The following is a 16,386-nucleotide window of genomic DNA, read 5'->3' as shown; positions in this document are numbered from 1 at the left end:
GGTGAACCAGGTTTGCGCAAGACAAGGAGGCTGCACCATATTTTATATAACTGGCTGGTTATCGGACTGGGGTTCTGGTTGCTGGCCCATATTTTCCCCTTCCTGAACCTGGATCTCGGGCGGGAGTTTTTGATTTTGGTCACCCTCGGTGTGCTGGCCGAGTGGTTGGCCGTGGTTATGCCGCAGGGTCAGCTGTCCGGGGGATTTGCCGTTATCCTGGCTTCTTTCCTGATTTACGGCCCCGTGGCCACGGCCTGGATAAACGGTCTGGCCACCGCCCTGGGCCAGGGGGTGGCCAACCGGGGCAATCCTTTGCGCACAACCTTGTTTAATTCCGCCCAGTACGTACTGGCCGTGCTGGGGGCCAATTTCGTTTATGTGACGGCCGGCGGCGCGGCGGATCGCGGCCTTGACCGGGTCAACGTCCTTCCCCTGGCGCTTTTCATATTAGCCTACTTTTTTATTAACCAAATTATGGTTTATTTTTACACGCTGCCCGCGCGCAACGGGTATCCTTTGTTTGCCTGGCGCGACGCCCTGCGCTGGGACGTGCTGACCTATTTATTGGCTGTACCATTCGGTATATTAATGGGCCTTTTGCATGCCAAGACAGGTATTTACGGTACGGCCCTGCTGTTCATGCCGGTGCTGGGGGTGCAGTTCGTGCTGCGATATTACGTGCACCTGGAACTGGCCAACCGCGAATTGCGGGTGTTGTACGAAGTGGCCCGGCGGTTGGGCGGCAGCCTCAACCTGCAGGAAATTTTGGATCTGGTGCTGCGTGAAACCAGGCGGGTGATTAACTTTCACACCGGCATTATTTACCTGTGGTCCGATGACAAAGAATGCTACCTGGCGGGGGCTGTTTCCGGTCCTTACGCGGAACTGATCAGGGGATCGGAGGTGCGTAAGGGAGAGGGTTTCCTGGGCCTGGCGGTGGAGAACGGCGATACTTTGTTGGTATACGATACCAGGGAGGATGTGCGCAGTTCCGGCGATATCGGTCTGACCCAGGTGCATCGTTCCATGGTGGTGGTGCCCCTTAAGGCGAAAACAGAAACGCTGGGTCTGATCGTGCTGGGGGACAAGCGCCCGGGTTTTTTCGAGGACAAGCATTTGCAAACCCTGACTATTTTCGGCGGCCAGGCGGCGGTGGCCATAGCCAACGCGCGTTTGTACCGGAAACTTGAGCAGTGTGCCGTCACCGACGGGTTGACCGGGCTGTACGGTTTCCCCTATTTTTACCGGCGGGCCGCGGAAGAGCTGGAGAGGGCCGGGCATTACGGTGACGATTTGTCCCTGGCGGTGCTGGATATTGAACACTTCGGGCAGATTAACGACCGGTACGGGCATTTGGCCGGGGACGCCGTGTTGGCGCGGGTGGGCCGGGTGATCCGGGAAGAGGTGCGCAGTTGCGATCTGGCGGCGCGCTACGGGGGCGGCAAGTTTGCCGTGCTGATGCCCCGAACGGGGCCTTCCGAGGCCGTGCATGTGGTGGAGAGGTTGCGGCTGGCCGTGCGGGAGTATTTATTCGAAGTGGAAGACCGCCGTATCCCGGTGCGACTAAGGACGGGAACCGCCACCTATCCTGAGCAGGCGGCGGATTTGGAAGCGTTAATCAAAGCAGCGGGGTCAGACTTAAATTAACTATAATAACTGTGTAACAATTTACCAATCCGAAGCAAGGCGTGGTGCGCATCACGCGCAAAGCACTGGAGTGAGTGCTTTAGCAATACCACAGCGGGCTTGCTGAATAGTTACATTACTAAAATCAACAGTGCTACGCCCGGCACCGGGGGTGGCGCCAACGCAGGTGCCTGTGCCGGACAAGGTAAAGAAGGTGGAACCATGTGGTGGAAGAATCTGTTGCAGGCAGCCCTGGAACTGGTATATCCGCCCCGGCGGCAGTGTCCCCTGTGCGCCGGGCACAGCCCGGACGAATCCATTTGCCATGCCTGCCGGGAATTGCTGGCGGGATACGCGGCAGAGAAGTTTTGCCCGGTTTGCGGTAGTTTTATGGGGCCAAAACAACACCGCCCGCAAAGTGCCATGCTTTGTCAGGATTGCCTGGCCGGATCCCGGCCTTTTGACCTGGCCCGGTCGGTGGCGCCTTATGAAGGGCCGCTGCGGGATGCGGTGCATCGCCTGAAATACCACGGCAGGACGGGGCTGGCCCGCCCCCTGGGGTTGCTGATGGTTGAGGCCGCCCTGCGCGAGCCTGCTTTTGAGCGTACCCAGGCGCTGGTGCCCGTTCCGCTGTCCCCCCGCCGGGAACAGCAGCGGGGTTTCAACCAGGCTTTGCTTTTGGCCCGGGAGGTGGGGGCATTGTTGCAAGCGCCTGTAGTGGAAGGGGCAGTTGTCAAGATAAGGGAAACGCCTGCCCAGACCGGCCTGCACCGCCGGGAAAGGCTGCAGAATTTGTTGCATGCGTTTGCCGTTGCCGAACCCGGGGCTGTAGTGGGCAAAATAATTGCTATAATTGACGACGTTTTCACCACGGGCAGTACTGTTTCCATAATATCCCAGATATTGCGACAGTCCGGGGCGGCCGGGGTGATGGTGTTAACTTTGGCCGGTGCCCGTAAAACCGAAAAATGGTGACAGAAATTTCAGGCGTTTTTCTGTTTTAGCGACAAGAATCAACTTAAATTTTAAAATACCCACAACCCAAACCCCTTACAATTAAGGTTATTAACAGAGTTATACACATTATCCACAGGTTTGGGGATTAAAAGCAGGGTTTAACAGGAAATTATTCGACACGGTCGGGGCGGCGGTGAAAGAATCCTCAAGGGATGGCAAATCGCATGCTCCGTTGTAATGTGCGGTTAAACGATCGAATGGCAGGACTTGACAGTGCCGGGGCAGTATGATAGTATTATTGCACGTGTGTTGCGAGACCACGGGATTATTTTTTAGGAGGAATGTTTTAGTGTTAGGTAAGGTCAAGTGGTTTAACAAGGACAAGGGTTATGGCTTTATTGAAAGGGAGGATGGAGACGACGTATTTGTCCACTTTTCCGCTATTCAAGAGGAAGGCTTTAAAACTTTGTTGGAAGGCCAGGAAGTGGAATTTGATATAGTGGAAGGCGCCCGTGGCCCACAGGCAGCAAACGTTGTCAAATTATAAAAAAAACTAGGCCCTGGCCAAAAGGCCGGGGTTTTATTATTGTTAAGTATACGCAAAAAGGAAAAAGGGGACTGGTAAAAAAGGGACTGGCTCTTTTTTCGCTTTTTTAAAAAAGTGCCTGTCCCCTTTTTTACCTGAGCCAGTCTCTTTTTCCTTTATTATTTGTTAAAATAATGTTAAGAAATTTGGCAGGATTTATTTAGTTTTTAGGGAATAATATAACTACTACTCGCTCGAAAGGAGTTGGGAGTTATGAATGTTCTGGTAAGGGGAAGAAATGTTGAAGTAACAAACGCGCTAAAAGAGTACGTGGAAAAACGGGTGGGTAAATTAAGCAAGTTTCTGGATGACGTAAATGAAGCTACGGTAATTATGACGGTGGAAGGCGATTCGCACAAGGTGGAGGTTACAGTTCCTTACAACGGCATTATTCTGCGCGGCGAGGAAGCCACCGCTGATATGTATTCCTCAATCGATTTGATTACAGACAAGCTGGAAAAGCAAATTGAAAAATACAAGGGTAAGCTGGCCCGCCGTCGCTCCCCCAATGGACAAAAGGGCGCTGTTGATGTACGGGCGCAAAATGAGGGCGATGGGCCGAAGGTGGTAAAGACCAAGCGGTTTGCCATCAAGCCCATGCCCGTGGACGAAGCGGTAATGCAGATGAATCTGCTGGGGCACAGTTTTTTTGTTTTCTCCAATGCCGAGACCGAGCAGGTTAACGTGGTTTACAAGCGCAAGGACGGCAATTACGGCCTGATTGAACCGGAATTTTAGAAAAAAAAGGGGACAGGCTTTTTCGCATTTTGAAAAAATTGCCTGTCCCCCCTTTTTTTGCTTTTTAAAAAAAGTGCCAGTCTTGGACCGGCTCTTCTTTGTATTTTGAAAAAGCTGCCTGCCACTATGTTTTCTCTTTTTAAGCAAACAGCCCGCCACCCTTTATTTTCCAGGAAAAGTAGCCTGTCCCCTTTTTCAAAAACTCGAACAGTTGCAGGGTTTTGGCTAAAGTGCTAGAATAGTAGTGTTATAGCGCATGAACAATCGGGAACCGCCAGGGTTCCCTTGCTTTTATTATTAGAAAGGTTGATTAACCATGTTGAAATTTATTCGCAACTGGTTAGATGATAACGCAAAAGAAATTAAAAAACTGCAAAAAACAGTGGACCGGATCAATGAACTGGAACCCCGGATCAGTGCCCTTTCGGATGCCGAACTGCAGGCCAAGACCCCGGAATTCAAGGACCGGCTGGCGCAGGGCGCCGGCTTGGACGACATTCTGCCCGAGGCCTTTGCGGTGGCGCGGGAAACCTCCCGCCGGGTGCTGGGCATGCGTCATTTTGACGTGCAACTCATGGGCGGCATGGTCCTGCACCAGGGCCGCATAGCCGAGATGCGCACCGGTGAAGGTAAAACCCTGGTGGCCACCCTGCCGGTATACCTGAACGCCTTGACCGGCAAGGGCGTGCATGTGGTGACGGTGAACGATTACCTGGCCCGCCGGGACAGCGAGTGGATGGGACGCATCTACAAGTTCCTGGGCCTGTCCGTGGGCCTGATCGTGCACGGTCTTTCCTGGGATGAGCGCAAGCATTCCTATAACTGCGACGTCACTTACGGTACCAACAATGAGTTCGGGTTCGACTACCTGCGGGACAACATGGCCCTGCGGCCCGAGCAATTGGTGCAGCGGGAACTGCATTACGCCATCGTGGACGAGGTGGACAGCATCCTCATCGACGAGGCCCGTACGCCCCTGATCATATCCGGCCAGGCCGACAAGGCTACCGATCATTACTATACCTTTGCCCGCTTGGTGCCGCGGCTGAAGCGGGACGAGGATTATACCGTGGACGAAAAGGCGCACACCGTAGTGCTCACCGAGGAGGGCGTGGCCCGGGTGGAGCAGATGCTGGGCGTGGAAAACCTGTACGACGATGTTAACATGGAGCTCACCCACCACCTGAACCAGGCCTTGAAAGCCCACGCCCTGATGAAGCGGGACCGTGATTACGTGGTCAAGGACGGCGAGGTGATCATCGTTGACGAGTTCACCGGCCGCCTGATGTTCGGGCGCCGTTACAGCGACGGCCTGCACCAGGCCATCGAGGCCAAGGAGGGCGTGCGCGTGGAGCGGGAATCCCAGACCCTGGCCACCATCACCTTCCAGAACTACTTCCGCATGTACGACAAGCTGGCCGGGATGACGGGCACCGCCGAAACCGAGGAGGAAGAATTCCGCAAGATTTACAACCTGGACGTGGTGGTCATTCCCACCAACAAGCCCATGATCCGCCGGGACCTGCCCGACGTGGTTTATAAAACCGAGGCGGCCAAGTTCCGGGCGGTGGTGGAGGAAATCGCCGCGCGGCATGCTACGGGGCAGCCTGTGCTGGTGGGCACCATTTCCATTGAAAAATCGGAAATCCTCAGCGACATGCTGCGCAAAAAAGGCGTGCCTCACCAGGTGCTCAACGCCAAGTACCACGACAAAGAGGCCGAGATTGTGGCTCAGGCCGGCCGGTTGGGTGCCGTGACCATCGCCACCAACATGGCGGGCCGCGGTACCGACATTGTGCTGGGCGGCAACCCCGAGTTTCTGGCCCAGGCCGAGCTGCGCAGCCGCAAGGATTACGATCCCGGAGACCCCGCCGGTGCGGAGTTGTATAAGCAAACCCTGGGCAAGTACCGGCGGCAGTGTGAGGAAGAACACCGCCGGGTGGTGGAACTGGGCGGGCTGCACATCGTCGGCACCGAGCGGCATGAGAGCCGCCGCATCGACAACCAGCTGCGGGGCCGTTCCGGCCGCCAGGGGGACCCCGGTTCCAGCCAGTTTTTCAGTTCCCTGGAAGACGATTTGATGCGGCTGTTCGGGTCGGATAATATTGCCGGCATTATGGATAAACTGGGATTGGAAGAGGATGTGCCCATTGAGCACAATCTGATCACCCGGTCCATTGAAAGCGCCCAGAAACGGGTGGAGAACCGCAACTTCAGCATCCGCAAGCACGTGCTGGAATACGACGACGTGATGAACCAGCAGCGGGAGCTCATTTACCGGCAGCGCATGCAGGTGCTCCTGGAGGAAAACCTCAAGGACGTGGTGCTGCAGATGATCACCGAATCGGTGGGCCGGTCGGTGGACATTTACGCGCCCGAAGGCGTCATTCCCGAGGAATGGGATTTGGAAGGCCTGCTGGCCTACGCCGATCAGCTGTACCTGCCCGGGCACGGGCTGCAGCCCGGGGACCTGGAGGACATGGGCCGCGACGCGCTGAAATCGTTCCTGACGGAAAAGGCGGTGCAGGCTTATGAAGCCCGGGAAGCCGAACTGGGCGCCGAAATGCTGCGGGAAGTTGAGCGGATGGTGCTGTTGCGCATGGTGGACGAAAAATGGATGGACCACCTGGACGCCATGGACCAGCTGCGGGAGGGCATCGGCCTGCGCGCCTACGGGCAAAAGGACCCGCTCATTGAATATAAATTTGAAAGCTACCAGATGTTCCAGAACATGGTGGACGCCATTCAAGACGACGTGGTGCGCTACGTGTTCCGGGTGAATGTGGTACAGGCGCCGCAGCAGCGCCGGACAGTGGAGAACAAGTACCAGGAAGAAGGCCCGCAGCAGCCCGTGCGCCGGGAAAACAAGGTGGGCCGCAACGACCCCTGCCCCTGCGGCAGCGGCAAAAAGTACAAGAAATGCTGCGGCCGTGCGGGGTAAGCTTAAAGGCTTGGCCCTGGTAGCCCCGGTACCAAAGGTGGGCGGCAAGATTAAAGGAGGAGTTTTTTTGTTCAGCGAATTGCGCAGGGAGTTGGAGCCTCTGCAGAAAAAAATTGCGGATTTGAGGGTTTCTCTTTGACATCGCCGGCAAAGAGCAGAAAATAGCCGAACTGGAACAGGAAATGACCCGGGAGGGATTTTGGAACGACCAGTCCCGCGCCCAGGAAGTGACGCAAACCCTTACCAATTTGAAAGAACGCATCGGGGCCTTCGGCGACCTCAACGGGGCTTTGGAGGACCTGGAAGTACTCATTGACCTGGGTGAAGAGGAAGCGGACGACGCGCTGGCGCAAGAAGCCCGGGACGCCCTGGCCGACCTGCGCAGGCGGGTGGCCGACATGGAACTGCAGGTCATGCTCGGCGGGCCGTATGACGGCAGCAACGCCATAGTTTCCATGCACGCCGGCGCGGGAGGCACCGAGGCCCAGGACTGGGTGGAAATGCTGCTGCGCATGTACACCCGTTGGGCGGAAGACCGTCGTTTCAAGGTAAATATCCTGGATATGCTGCCAGGTGATGAGGCCGGCGTGAAAAGCGTTACTTTTTCGGTGGCGGGCCGAAACGCCTATGGTTATCTTAAATCCGAGAAAGGGGTACACCGCCTGGTGCGCATCTCCCCCTTCGACGCTGCAGGGCGCCGCCATACTTCCTTTGCTTCGGTGGACGTGCTGCCCGAGGTGCAGGACGACATCGAGGTGCAAATCAACCCCGAGGACCTTAAAATAGATACCTATCGCTCCGGGGGCGCCGGGGGACAACACGTTAACAAGACGGACTCGGCGGTGCGCATCACCCACCTGCCCACCGGCATCGTGGTGCAGTGCCAGAACGAGCGGTCCCAGCTTTCCAACCGCAACACTGCCATGAAACTGCTCAAAGCCAAGTTGATTGACCTGGAAATGCAGAAAAAAGAGGCCGAAATGGCGGAAATGCGGGGGGAAAACAAGGAAATCGCCTGGGGGAGCCAGATTCGTTCTTACGTGTTCCACCCTTACTCGCTGGTGAAAGACCATCGCACCGGAGTGGAGGTGGGCAACGTTGACGCCGTGATGGACGGTGATATTGACGAATTCATCACGGCCTACCTGCAGGAGCAGGCCAGGAGGGGTATGTAGATCTCTAAAATTCAGGAATAAAAAAAACCGCGTGCCGTTGCCGGTCAGCGCGGTTTTTAACGTTTTATCCCGGTGACAAACCAAGGACACTTTTTTCGACAAATAAGAAGGAATTGCCAATACAAGCAAGAATATAAGGGTTTGTCAAGCCGATAAAAACAGTAAAACATATCAGCTTGAAGGCGAAACCGCACCGATCGGAATATGATATAAAAGCCTGGAAAAGCTATTAGCAATATTGCGGCGACTGCGGGGAGATATGATGTCCTGGAAGCAACTGACGGAATTTTTCTGGGTGACCGCCGGAGTGGTGCTTACCGCCCTGGGCCTGGACCTGTTTCTTATTCCCAACAAGATAGCCGCCGGGGGCGTCAGCGGTATCGCCACCATATTGCATTACGTGATCGGGTCTCCGGTGGGCCTGACCATGCTGGTGCTGAATGTGCCGCTGTTTGCCATGGGCATTTACCGGCTGGGGCTGACCTTCGGGTTTCGCTCCCTTTACGGCACCATCAGCCTTTCCGCGGCAGTGGATTTTTTCGAACCTTTTGTGCCGGTGCCTACCGGCGACCCGCTGCTGGCCAGCCTGTTCGGGGGCGTGCTGGTGGGGCTGGGGTTGGGGCTGGTTTTCCGCTTTCGCGGCACCACCGGGGGGACCGACCTGGCCGCGGCCGTTTTGCGTACCTACACGGGCGTGAATATCGGCCAGTTGCTGTTCCTGGTGGACGCTTCGGTGGTGCTGGCGGCGGGATTTGTTTTCCAGTCCTGGGAACTGGCCCTGTACGCTTTGATCACCATATTCGTCACTGCCTGGGTGATTGATATGGTACAGGAAGGTATCAGTTACGCCAAGGCCTTTTTTATTATTTCCAACCGTACCGAGGCCATCGCCGAGAAGGTGCTCAAAGAACTTGGCCGGGGTGCCACCGCGCTTAAAGGAAGGGGTTTGTATACCGGCGCCGACCGGGAAGTGATTTTGACCGTGGTGAACCGTTCGGAAGTAAGCCGGCTCAAGGAGATGGTGTATGACATAGACCCCCGGGCATTTATTGTCCTGGCCGATGTGCGGGAGGTACTCGGGGAGGGGTTCAAGGAATACGGCAAGGGCAAGGGCATCTGATAACGGTGCCGGGTGTTGAAAGATATGGTGTTGAAAGTTGGCGTTCTCCGAGAACTGTGCCCGGCGGTACCGTGCCGCCCCGGCAAGGCACTGTCAAGAACGGAGGTCGTGCTTTGTTTTTTTATGCAGTTCCGGTGCAGCGTTATGGTTATGAAAGTGTAAAAAAAGATTTTACAGTGAGAACAGGCCGATGAAGAATTTTACAGGAGGTTTTGCGAAATGACTGGAACAGCCGAAAAAATAAAAAGCCTGCAAGACAAGGCTCGACAGATCAGGCGGCATATTGTTTCCATGGTGGGAGCGGCCGGTTCCGGGCATCCGGGCGGGTCGTTGTCGGCGGCGGATATCGTGACGGCCCTGTATTTTGACGTAATGCGTATCGACCCGCAAAGGCCGGACTGGCCGGAGCGGGACCGCTTTGTGCTTTCCAAGGGGCACGCCGCGCCGGTGCTGTACGCCGCCCTGGCCGAGCGGGGCTACTTCCCGGTGGAACAACTGCAGACGCTGCGCAAGCTGGGCAGCCCGCTCCAGGGGCATCCGGACATGCGCAAGGTGCCCGGGGTGGAGATGTCCACCGGGTCGCTGGGGCAGGGGCTTTCGGCGGCCGGCGGCATGGCCCTGGCCGGCAAGCTGGACGGGCGGGACTACCGGGTGTTTGCGCTGCTGGGCGACGGGGAAATCCAGGAGGGGCAAATTTGGGAGGCCGCTATGGCCGCAGCCCATTACAAGCTGGATAATCTGACCGCCATCCTGGACCATAACGGGCTGCAGATCGACGGCCCCGTCGGCGAGGTCATGTCGCCCGAGCCCGTGGCTGAAAAGTGGCGGGCCTTTGGCTGGGATGTGCAGGAAATCGACGGGCATGATATGGAGCAGGTTTTGGGCGCTGTTACCCGGGCGGGGGAGGTTCGGGGCAAGCCTTCGATTGTTATCGCCAATACCGTGAAGGGCAAGGGCGTTTCTTTCATGGAAAATGAGGTGGGCTGGCACGGTTCGGCGCCCAAGCCCGAACAGGTGGAGCAGGCACTGGCGGAACTGTAGTCAGGGAGGGTCAGACCCTTCCTAACTACCCGGGTGGAGCAGGTATTGGCGGGACCGGAGCAGCGAAACCGGTGCTGAAATTGCGGGCAGCGGCGTTTCCGGGTTGGGGAGTTTGTTGAATGATTCTGCAAAGGTGAGTTTGGAAAATCGTTGCTTATGGTATAAAGTTGCGGTAATGAGTAACATCGAGGTATTATAATATACTAATATCGCAGTTAGTTTAATTAAGTTTAAGTCTGACCCCATAGGAGGTTTTGGTGATGAGTGAAAAGATAGCCACCCGGGAGGCGTACGGGAAGGCGCTGGTGGAACTGGGGCGGCAGAACCCGGATGTGGTGGTGCTGGACGCAGACCTGTCCAAGTCCACCAAAACTTACGATTTCGGCAAGAATTACCCGGAGCGTTTTTTCAATATCGGCATTGCCGAGCAAAATATGATGGGTACGGCGGCGGGCCTCGCCGCGGCGGGCAAAATTCCCTTTGCCAGTTCATTTGCGGTGTTCGCCACCGGCCGGGTTTACGACCAGATCAGGAACAGTATTGCCTACCCGCGATTGAATGTTAAAATCGGCGCCAGCCACGCGGGGATCACGGTGGGTGAGGACGGCGCTTCCCACCAGGCGGTGGAGGACATCGCCCTGATGCGCTGTTTGCCCAACATGACTGTTTTTGTGCCCGCCGACGCTGTGGAAACCAGGGCGGCGGTGCTGGCGGCGGCAGAAATCGACGGGCCGGTTTACATAAGACTGGGGCGCTCCGGGGTGCCCGTACTGCATGACAAAGACAATTTCAATTTCGTGCCCGGTAGGGCGATCACGCTGCGGGACGGCAGCGACGCCGCCATCATCGCCTGCGGCATCATGGTCAGCGCGGCCCTGGAAGCGGCGGAGCTGCTGGCCGGTGAAGGCCTTGCCGTGCGGGTGCTGGATATGCATACCATCAAACCCCTGGACGTAGATGCCGTGGTGGAAGCGGCCCGGGCCACGGGGGCGGTGGTTACCGCCGAAGAACACAGCATTCTGGGCGGCCTGGGGGGTGCCGTGGCCGAGGCGCTGGGTGAAAACTGTCCCGTTCCCCTGCGCCGGGTGGGCGTGCGCGACACCTTCGGCGAATCAGGCAAGCCAGGAGAACTGCTGGAGAAATACGGTCTCACCCCCGCCGCCCTGGCGCAGGCGGTGAGGGAGGTGCTGCAGCGCAAGCAGCGGTAAAATAATAACGGATTTGCGGCGGCCAGCGGTGGAACAGCCCGGGTGAAGGGTTGCCGGCAAAAAGGGGACAGGCACTTTTTTCAAGAAGCGAAAAAAGAGCCAGTCCCCTTTTTGTCGAGTATAAAGCTCGGCCTTTTTTCTTTTTCTTGAAAGGACTTCCTTTTTTTGCTGTCGAAAAGTCTTTAATGGAAAAGGAATTGCCGCCGGTGCTGTCGAATAAAAGGACCAGCAATTATCGATCAAATCATACATCTGAGGTGCTGGGATGATCCAACTTTACAATGTTTCCAAAATCTACGCGAACGGAGTTAAGGCCCTCAACGACATAAACCTGCATATTCGCAAAGGAGAGTTTGTATTTCTGGTGGGCCCCAGCGGGGCGGGCAAGTCCACCCTGACCAAGCTGATTTGCCGGGAGGAACTGCCCAGCCGGGGCCAGGTGATGATCAACGGGCGCAACGTGGTGCGCATGAAAAACCGGGAAGTCCCCTACCTGAGGCGCAAGATCGGCATGGTTTTCCAGGACTTCCGCCTTATACCCGGCAAAACCGTTTTTGAAAACGTGGCCTTTGCCCTGGAAATAACCGGTGCGTCCACCAAAGAGATCAAGCGGGTGGTACCAACGGTGCTGCGCATGGTGGGGCTGGAAAAAAAGGCCGACATGCTGCCCGCCCACCTGTCGGGCGGCGAGCAGCAGCGCACTGCCGTGGCCCGGGCCATTGTCAACAACCCGGTGCTCATCCTGGCGGACGAACCAACGGGCAACCTGGACCCGGAAACTTCCTGGGAACTGATGAAACTATTCCTGGATATCAATCGCCGGGGGACCACCATTTTAATGGCCACCCACGCCTGGGACATCGTGGATGCCATGAAAAAAAGGGTGGTGGCGATGAGTCACGGCTTAATCGTCCGGGACGAGGAAAGCGGGGGATACGGCTATGAGTCTTAACACGCTCAGGTATTACTTCCGCGAAGCCGCCACATCCATTGTGCGCAACAGCTGGCTGTCTATCGCCTCGGTGGGCACCATTATCATATCCCTGCTCATCCTGGGCGGGTCGCTGCTGCTGGTGCTGAACGTGCGCCACATTACCTCCACGGTGGAATCCAGCCTGGAGATCACCGTATTTCTGGCGGACGGTTTGGAGCAGGAGCACCTGGATCGGTTGGAGGAGGAAATAAAATTTGTGCCCGGGGTGGCCCGGGTGCAATTTGTCACCAAGGAACAGGCTCTGGAAGAATTAAAGGAGAGCTTCGGGGAAAGGGCCGACGTGCTCAGCGGGCTGGAGGAGGACAACCCCCTGCCCAATTCCTATCGGGTCAAAACCAGGGAAGCCCGGATGGTGCCGGATGCGGCGCAGCAGCTGGCTGAACTGGATGGCGTGGAACAGGTGCGCTACGGGCAGGGTGTGGTGGAAAAACTGCTGGCCCTGACCCACTGGGTGCGCATTTGGGGTACGGTGCTGCTGGTGGTGCTGGGGGCCGCGGCGGTATTTCTCATCGCCACCACCATTCGCATGTCGGTGTTTGCCCGGCGGCGGGAGATCGGCATCATGAAGATGCTGGGCGCCACCAATTTATTCGTGCGCATGCCGTTTATGCTGGAGGGGATGATTATCGGACTGGTGGGCGGCCTGGTGGCCGTGCTGATCATCAATTTCGGCTACCTGTCACTGCTCAACAAGGTGATAATCACCCTGCCGTTTATTCAACTGGTTGACGATCCGGTAACGCTTTACCGGGTGCTCGGCGGCATGCTGGGGCTGGGCTTCGGCATCGGTGCCGCGGGCAGCGCCATTTCGCTGCACCGTTTTTTGCGGGTGTAATATTAAAATCCGGGTATATGGAGGGGCTTGTCTTGCGATCTGGTTGGAAGAGGAAAGTAACGGCCATCGTGTTGACCGCCGCCCTGGTTACAGGTTACGGTACGGCTTACGGGGCCGACCTGGAGAATTTGCTGCAGCAGACCAGGCAAAAGCTGGACCGGACCAAGCAGCAGGAAAGGGAAAAGAAGCAGGAAGTAAGTTCTTATTCCAGGGAGGTTCAGGCCCTGGACAGGGATATTGCATTGAAAAACCGTGAAATTAACAATCTCAGTGCGCAGCTGGATTTAGCCCTGGCCGGGCTGGAAAAAAACAAGCAAGAACTGGCGCAGGCCGAGGCGGAACTGGAGGACAGTACGGAGGAACTGCACCGGCGGGTGCGGGGTATGTATGAAAACGGAACCGTCAGTTACCTGGAAGTTTTGCTGGCTTCCCGGGATTTCGGCGATTTTTTGAACCGCTACGAATTGCTCAAGCGGGTGGTGACCAGGGATGTCAGGGTTGTGGAAGAAGTGGAGTCCTTGAAGGAGGACCTGGAAAAACGCAAGGAGGCGCTGGAACAGCAGAAGGAAAGCATTGCCGCCCTGATGCGCCAGCAGCAAGCGGCGCGTTTGGACCTGGCCTCCCGGCACGCGGCCAAGCGGGAACTTTTGGCCGATGCCAAGAAGGATTTGAGCAGATACCAGGCCGAGGTAGAGCGGCTGGAGCGGGAAGAAGAGTCCCTGATCCAGCAGATTACCCGTCAAAACGCCGGGCAGACGCCTGCAGCGACGGGAGCCTATCAATGGCCGCTTCCCGGGCATACATACATTTCGTCGCCTTTCGGCTATCGTATTCATCCCATTTTAAAAACCCGGCGGCTGCATACCGGCATTGACATCCCCGCGCCCATGGGCACCACTGTGCAGGCCACCCAGAGCGGGCAGGTAATTAACGTCAGTTACATGACCGGCTACGGCAAAGTGGTGATTATCGATCACGGCGGGGGAATCAAATCACTTTACGCGCACATGTCCGCGCAGTTGGTGGAAAACGGCGCCGTCGTTAATAAGGGGCAGGCCATCGGTAAGGTGGGCAGCACCGGCATGTCCACGGGACCGCACCTGCACTTCGAAATCAGGAAAAACGGTACGCCGGTAAACCCCAGGAATTATGTTTAGCGAAAAATGGGACAGACTTTCATGCAGCTAATGCGGCATCGGTAGAAGGATGAAAAAGTCTGCTGGGGGGCCGGTGGCTCCCCGCAAGTGATGTACGAAAGCGACGGTAACAGCACCCGGCGAAGCGCCGGTCAAAACCGGACGAGCGGGCGTGATGCCCGCGAGAGCCCGAATTGAGCTAGGATGGCGAATTAAGGGCGTTCCGGTTTTGACCGGCGCAAGCCGTTGGTGCTGTCGGCGCGGAAGTTCTGAATGCAGCGGGGACCACCGGCCCTAAAAGGAAGATACTATTTTTCAGGAAGGCAAAAAAGGGGGACAGGCACCATTTTCAAAATGCGAAAATGGAGCAAAAAAGGGGACAGGCACCATTTTCAAAATGCGAAAATGGAGCCAGTCCCCTTTTTTGCCGCCCCTTTTTTGGATTAGTGTTTTACCAATACTTGTTGTAATTCAACTTGCCATGATGTAGTATAATATGGTATGAATTTTTAACCTGATAATGGCAGGTGGCTAGACATGTACGGATATAACAGACGTAGAAACAGCGGTATTTCCCGCTGGCTGGCGGTATTGGCGCTCATTTTTTTTATTTTCTTCGTGCTGGTCGGGGGTATCCTGGGCAGCAATTACAAACATATCGGCAATCTGATCAAGGTGGTATCCCTGATCCGAACCCAGTATATAGAGCCGGTACAGACCACATCTCTGGTGGACGGGGCTATCCGGGGGATGGTGGAATCGCTGCATGACCCCTATTCCGTGTACCTGGATGCCCAAACTTACAGCCAGTTTTTGGAACAAATTCGAGGGGCTTCCTTCGGCGGCCTGGGCGTTCTGGTTGGAGTCAGTAAAGACGGGCTGCTTACCGTGGTACGGGTTTACAAGGGAACACCGGCCGCCGGGAAGGGGGTGCAAGCCGGGGACTTCATCGTGGGTATTGACGATAAGGACGTCCGGGGGATAGACCTGGAAACCGCCATCGGGCTCATGCGCGGGCCGGTGGGTACGAAAGTGAAGCTGAGCCTCGCCCGCGAAGGTCTGGAAAAACCCCTGGAGGTGGAAATCGTCAGAGATGAAATCAGCGTGCCCACAGTGGAGGGCAAGCTGTTGCCCGATACCCGCATTGGCTATATTTCCATAGACCAGTTTTCTGAAAAGACCGGTGATGAAGTATTGGAAGTGCTGGCTGATTTGCGCAAGCGGGGCATAAAGGGAATTGTTCTGGATTTGCGCAACAACCCCGGCGGCGAGGTGATTTCTGCCACCCGGGTGGCGGACGCTTTTATTCCCAAGGGCCCGATAGTGTATATACAAAACCGTTTTGGGCAGGAAGACATGTGGGAAGCCGATGAAAATTATCTGAACCTGCCCCTGGCTGTGCTGGTCAACGGGAACAGCGCCAGCGCGGCGGAAATTCTGGCCGGTGCCATCAAGGACACCGGGGCCGGAGTGCTGGTGGGAACCCGCACTTTCGGCAAGGGCATTGTGCAGACTTTGTTCCCTCTGGATAACGGAGCCGGCGTGAAACTGACCACCGCCCGGTATTTAACCCCGAACAAACATGACATCCACAAGAAGGGCATCCGGCCCGACGTGGTGGTGGAAGACCAAAAAGATCTGCCCGGCGACGAGCAACTGGATAAAGCCGTCGAGCTGGTGAAACAGAAGCTGTAGGCGGGACTTATTCCGACAGACTTTCATGCCGCTATTGCGGCACCGGCAGAAGGATGAAAAAGTCTGCCGGGGGGGCGGTGGCTCCCCGCAAGTGATGTACGAAAGCGCCGGTAATAGCACCCGGCGAAGCGCCGGTCAAAACCGGACGAGCGGGCGTGATGCCCGCGAGAGCCCGAACTGAGCTAGGATGGCGAATTGAGGGCGGTCCGGTTTTGACCGGTGCAAGCCGTTGGTGCTGTCGGCGCTGAAGTTCTGAACGCAGCGGGGACCACCGGCCCTCAACCACAATATTTTCAGGGCAGTCACAGCGGTCAATAACGAGTTTTTTTAGGGA

The 16,386-nt window shown here is 56.5% G+C and carries 13 protein-coding genes; all 13 read left to right on the top strand.

Translation table 11 applies throughout. From position 1 onward, the window contains the following. The first annotated feature begins 12 nt into the window (after positions 1 to 12). The 13 genes from BM299_RS07070 to BM299_RS07010 all read left to right on the top strand — a co-directional run bounded on the left by BM299_RS07070 (position 13) and on the right by BM299_RS07010 (position 16,052). On the top strand, positions 13 to 1,647 hold the full coding sequence (locus tag BM299_RS07070) for a sensor domain-containing diguanylate cyclase (RefSeq protein ID WP_092482768.1): 1,635 nt from the start codon (positions 13 to 15) through the stop codon (positions 1,645 to 1,647). Between the two features lie 99 nt (positions 1,648 to 1,746). Further along, on the top strand, positions 1,747 to 2,601 hold the full coding sequence (locus tag BM299_RS07065; RefSeq protein WP_092482767.1) for a ComF family protein: 855 nt from the start codon (positions 1,747 to 1,749) through the stop codon (positions 2,599 to 2,601). A 331-nt stretch (positions 2,602 to 2,932) separates the two neighbouring features. After that, positions 2,933 to 3,130, top strand: a complete 198-nt coding sequence (locus BM299_RS07060) for a cold shock domain-containing protein (protein ID WP_092482766.1) — start codon at positions 2,933 to 2,935, stop codon at positions 3,128 to 3,130. Between the two features lie 252 nt (positions 3,131 to 3,382). Next, positions 3,383 to 3,907 (top strand): ribosome hibernation-promoting factor, HPF/YfiA family, encoded by a 525-nt coding sequence (gene hpf / locus BM299_RS07055; RefSeq protein WP_092482765.1) that lies wholly within the window; start codon positions 3,383 to 3,385, stop codon positions 3,905 to 3,907. Positions 3,908 to 4,223: 316 nt separating this feature from the next. After that, positions 4,224 to 6,848 carry a preprotein translocase subunit SecA gene (secA, locus tag BM299_RS07050; RefSeq protein WP_092482764.1) on the top strand — a complete coding sequence of 875 codons (2,625 nt, stop codon included), beginning with the start codon at positions 4,224 to 4,226 and terminating at the stop codon, positions 6,846 to 6,848. Between the two features lie 67 nt (positions 6,849 to 6,915). Beyond that, positions 6,916 to 8,023, top strand: a protein-coding gene (gene prfB, locus BM299_RS07045) for a peptide chain release factor 2 (RefSeq protein WP_114340120.1) whose coding sequence is annotated in 2 segments (ribosomal slippage) — positions 6,916 to 6,984 and positions 6,986 to 8,023 — 1,107 coding nt in all. Because the reading frame shifts where the segments join, the coding sequence is not laid out codon by codon here. A gap of 262 nt (positions 8,024 to 8,285) precedes the next feature. After that, entirely contained in the window at positions 8,286 to 9,143 is an 858-nt protein-coding gene (locus tag BM299_RS07040) for a YitT family protein (RefSeq protein WP_092482763.1), read from the top strand. A 219-nt stretch (positions 9,144 to 9,362) separates the two neighbouring features. After that, positions 9,363 to 10,184, top strand: coding sequence for a transketolase (locus BM299_RS07035; RefSeq protein ID WP_092482762.1), 822 nt, complete (start codon positions 9,363 to 9,365; stop codon positions 10,182 to 10,184). 260 nt (positions 10,185 to 10,444) lie between these two features. Beyond that, complete coding sequence (locus BM299_RS07030; protein ID WP_092482761.1) at positions 10,445 to 11,392, top strand: transketolase family protein; 948 nt, start codon at positions 10,445 to 10,447, stop codon at positions 11,390 to 11,392. Between the two features lie 265 nt (positions 11,393 to 11,657). Next, entirely contained in the window at positions 11,658 to 12,344 is a 687-nt protein-coding gene (ftsE, locus tag BM299_RS07025; protein WP_092482760.1) for a cell division ATP-binding protein FtsE, read from the top strand. Further along, positions 12,334 to 13,221: a permease-like cell division protein FtsX gene (gene ftsX, locus BM299_RS07020; RefSeq protein ID WP_092482759.1), complete on the top strand. Its 888-nt coding sequence runs from the start codon at positions 12,334 to 12,336 to the stop codon at positions 13,219 to 13,221. Before ftsE ends, ftsX begins: the two co-directional genes overlap by 11 nt. 32 nt (positions 13,222 to 13,253) lie before the next feature. Then, complete coding sequence (locus BM299_RS07015; RefSeq protein ID WP_092482758.1) at positions 13,254 to 14,378, top strand: murein hydrolase activator EnvC family protein; 1,125 nt, start codon at positions 13,254 to 13,256, stop codon at positions 14,376 to 14,378. Between the two features lie 516 nt (positions 14,379 to 14,894). After that, the gene (locus BM299_RS07010) at positions 14,895 to 16,052 is read left to right on the top strand and encodes a S41 family peptidase (RefSeq protein ID WP_092482757.1); all 1,158 of its coding nucleotides are present in this window, start codon (positions 14,895 to 14,897) and stop codon (positions 16,050 to 16,052) included. Positions 16,053 to 16,386: the final 334 nt, after the last annotated feature.

Origin of the sequence: Desulfoscipio geothermicus DSM 3669 (genome assembly GCF_900115975.1) — a bacterium.
In the GTDB taxonomy this organism is placed as follows: domain Bacteria; phylum Bacillota; class Desulfotomaculia; order Desulfotomaculales; family Desulfallaceae; genus Desulfoscipio; species Desulfoscipio geothermicus.
The sequence above is the reverse complement of the archived record's forward strand: the minus strand, read 5'-3'. Positions and strand labels throughout refer to the sequence as shown.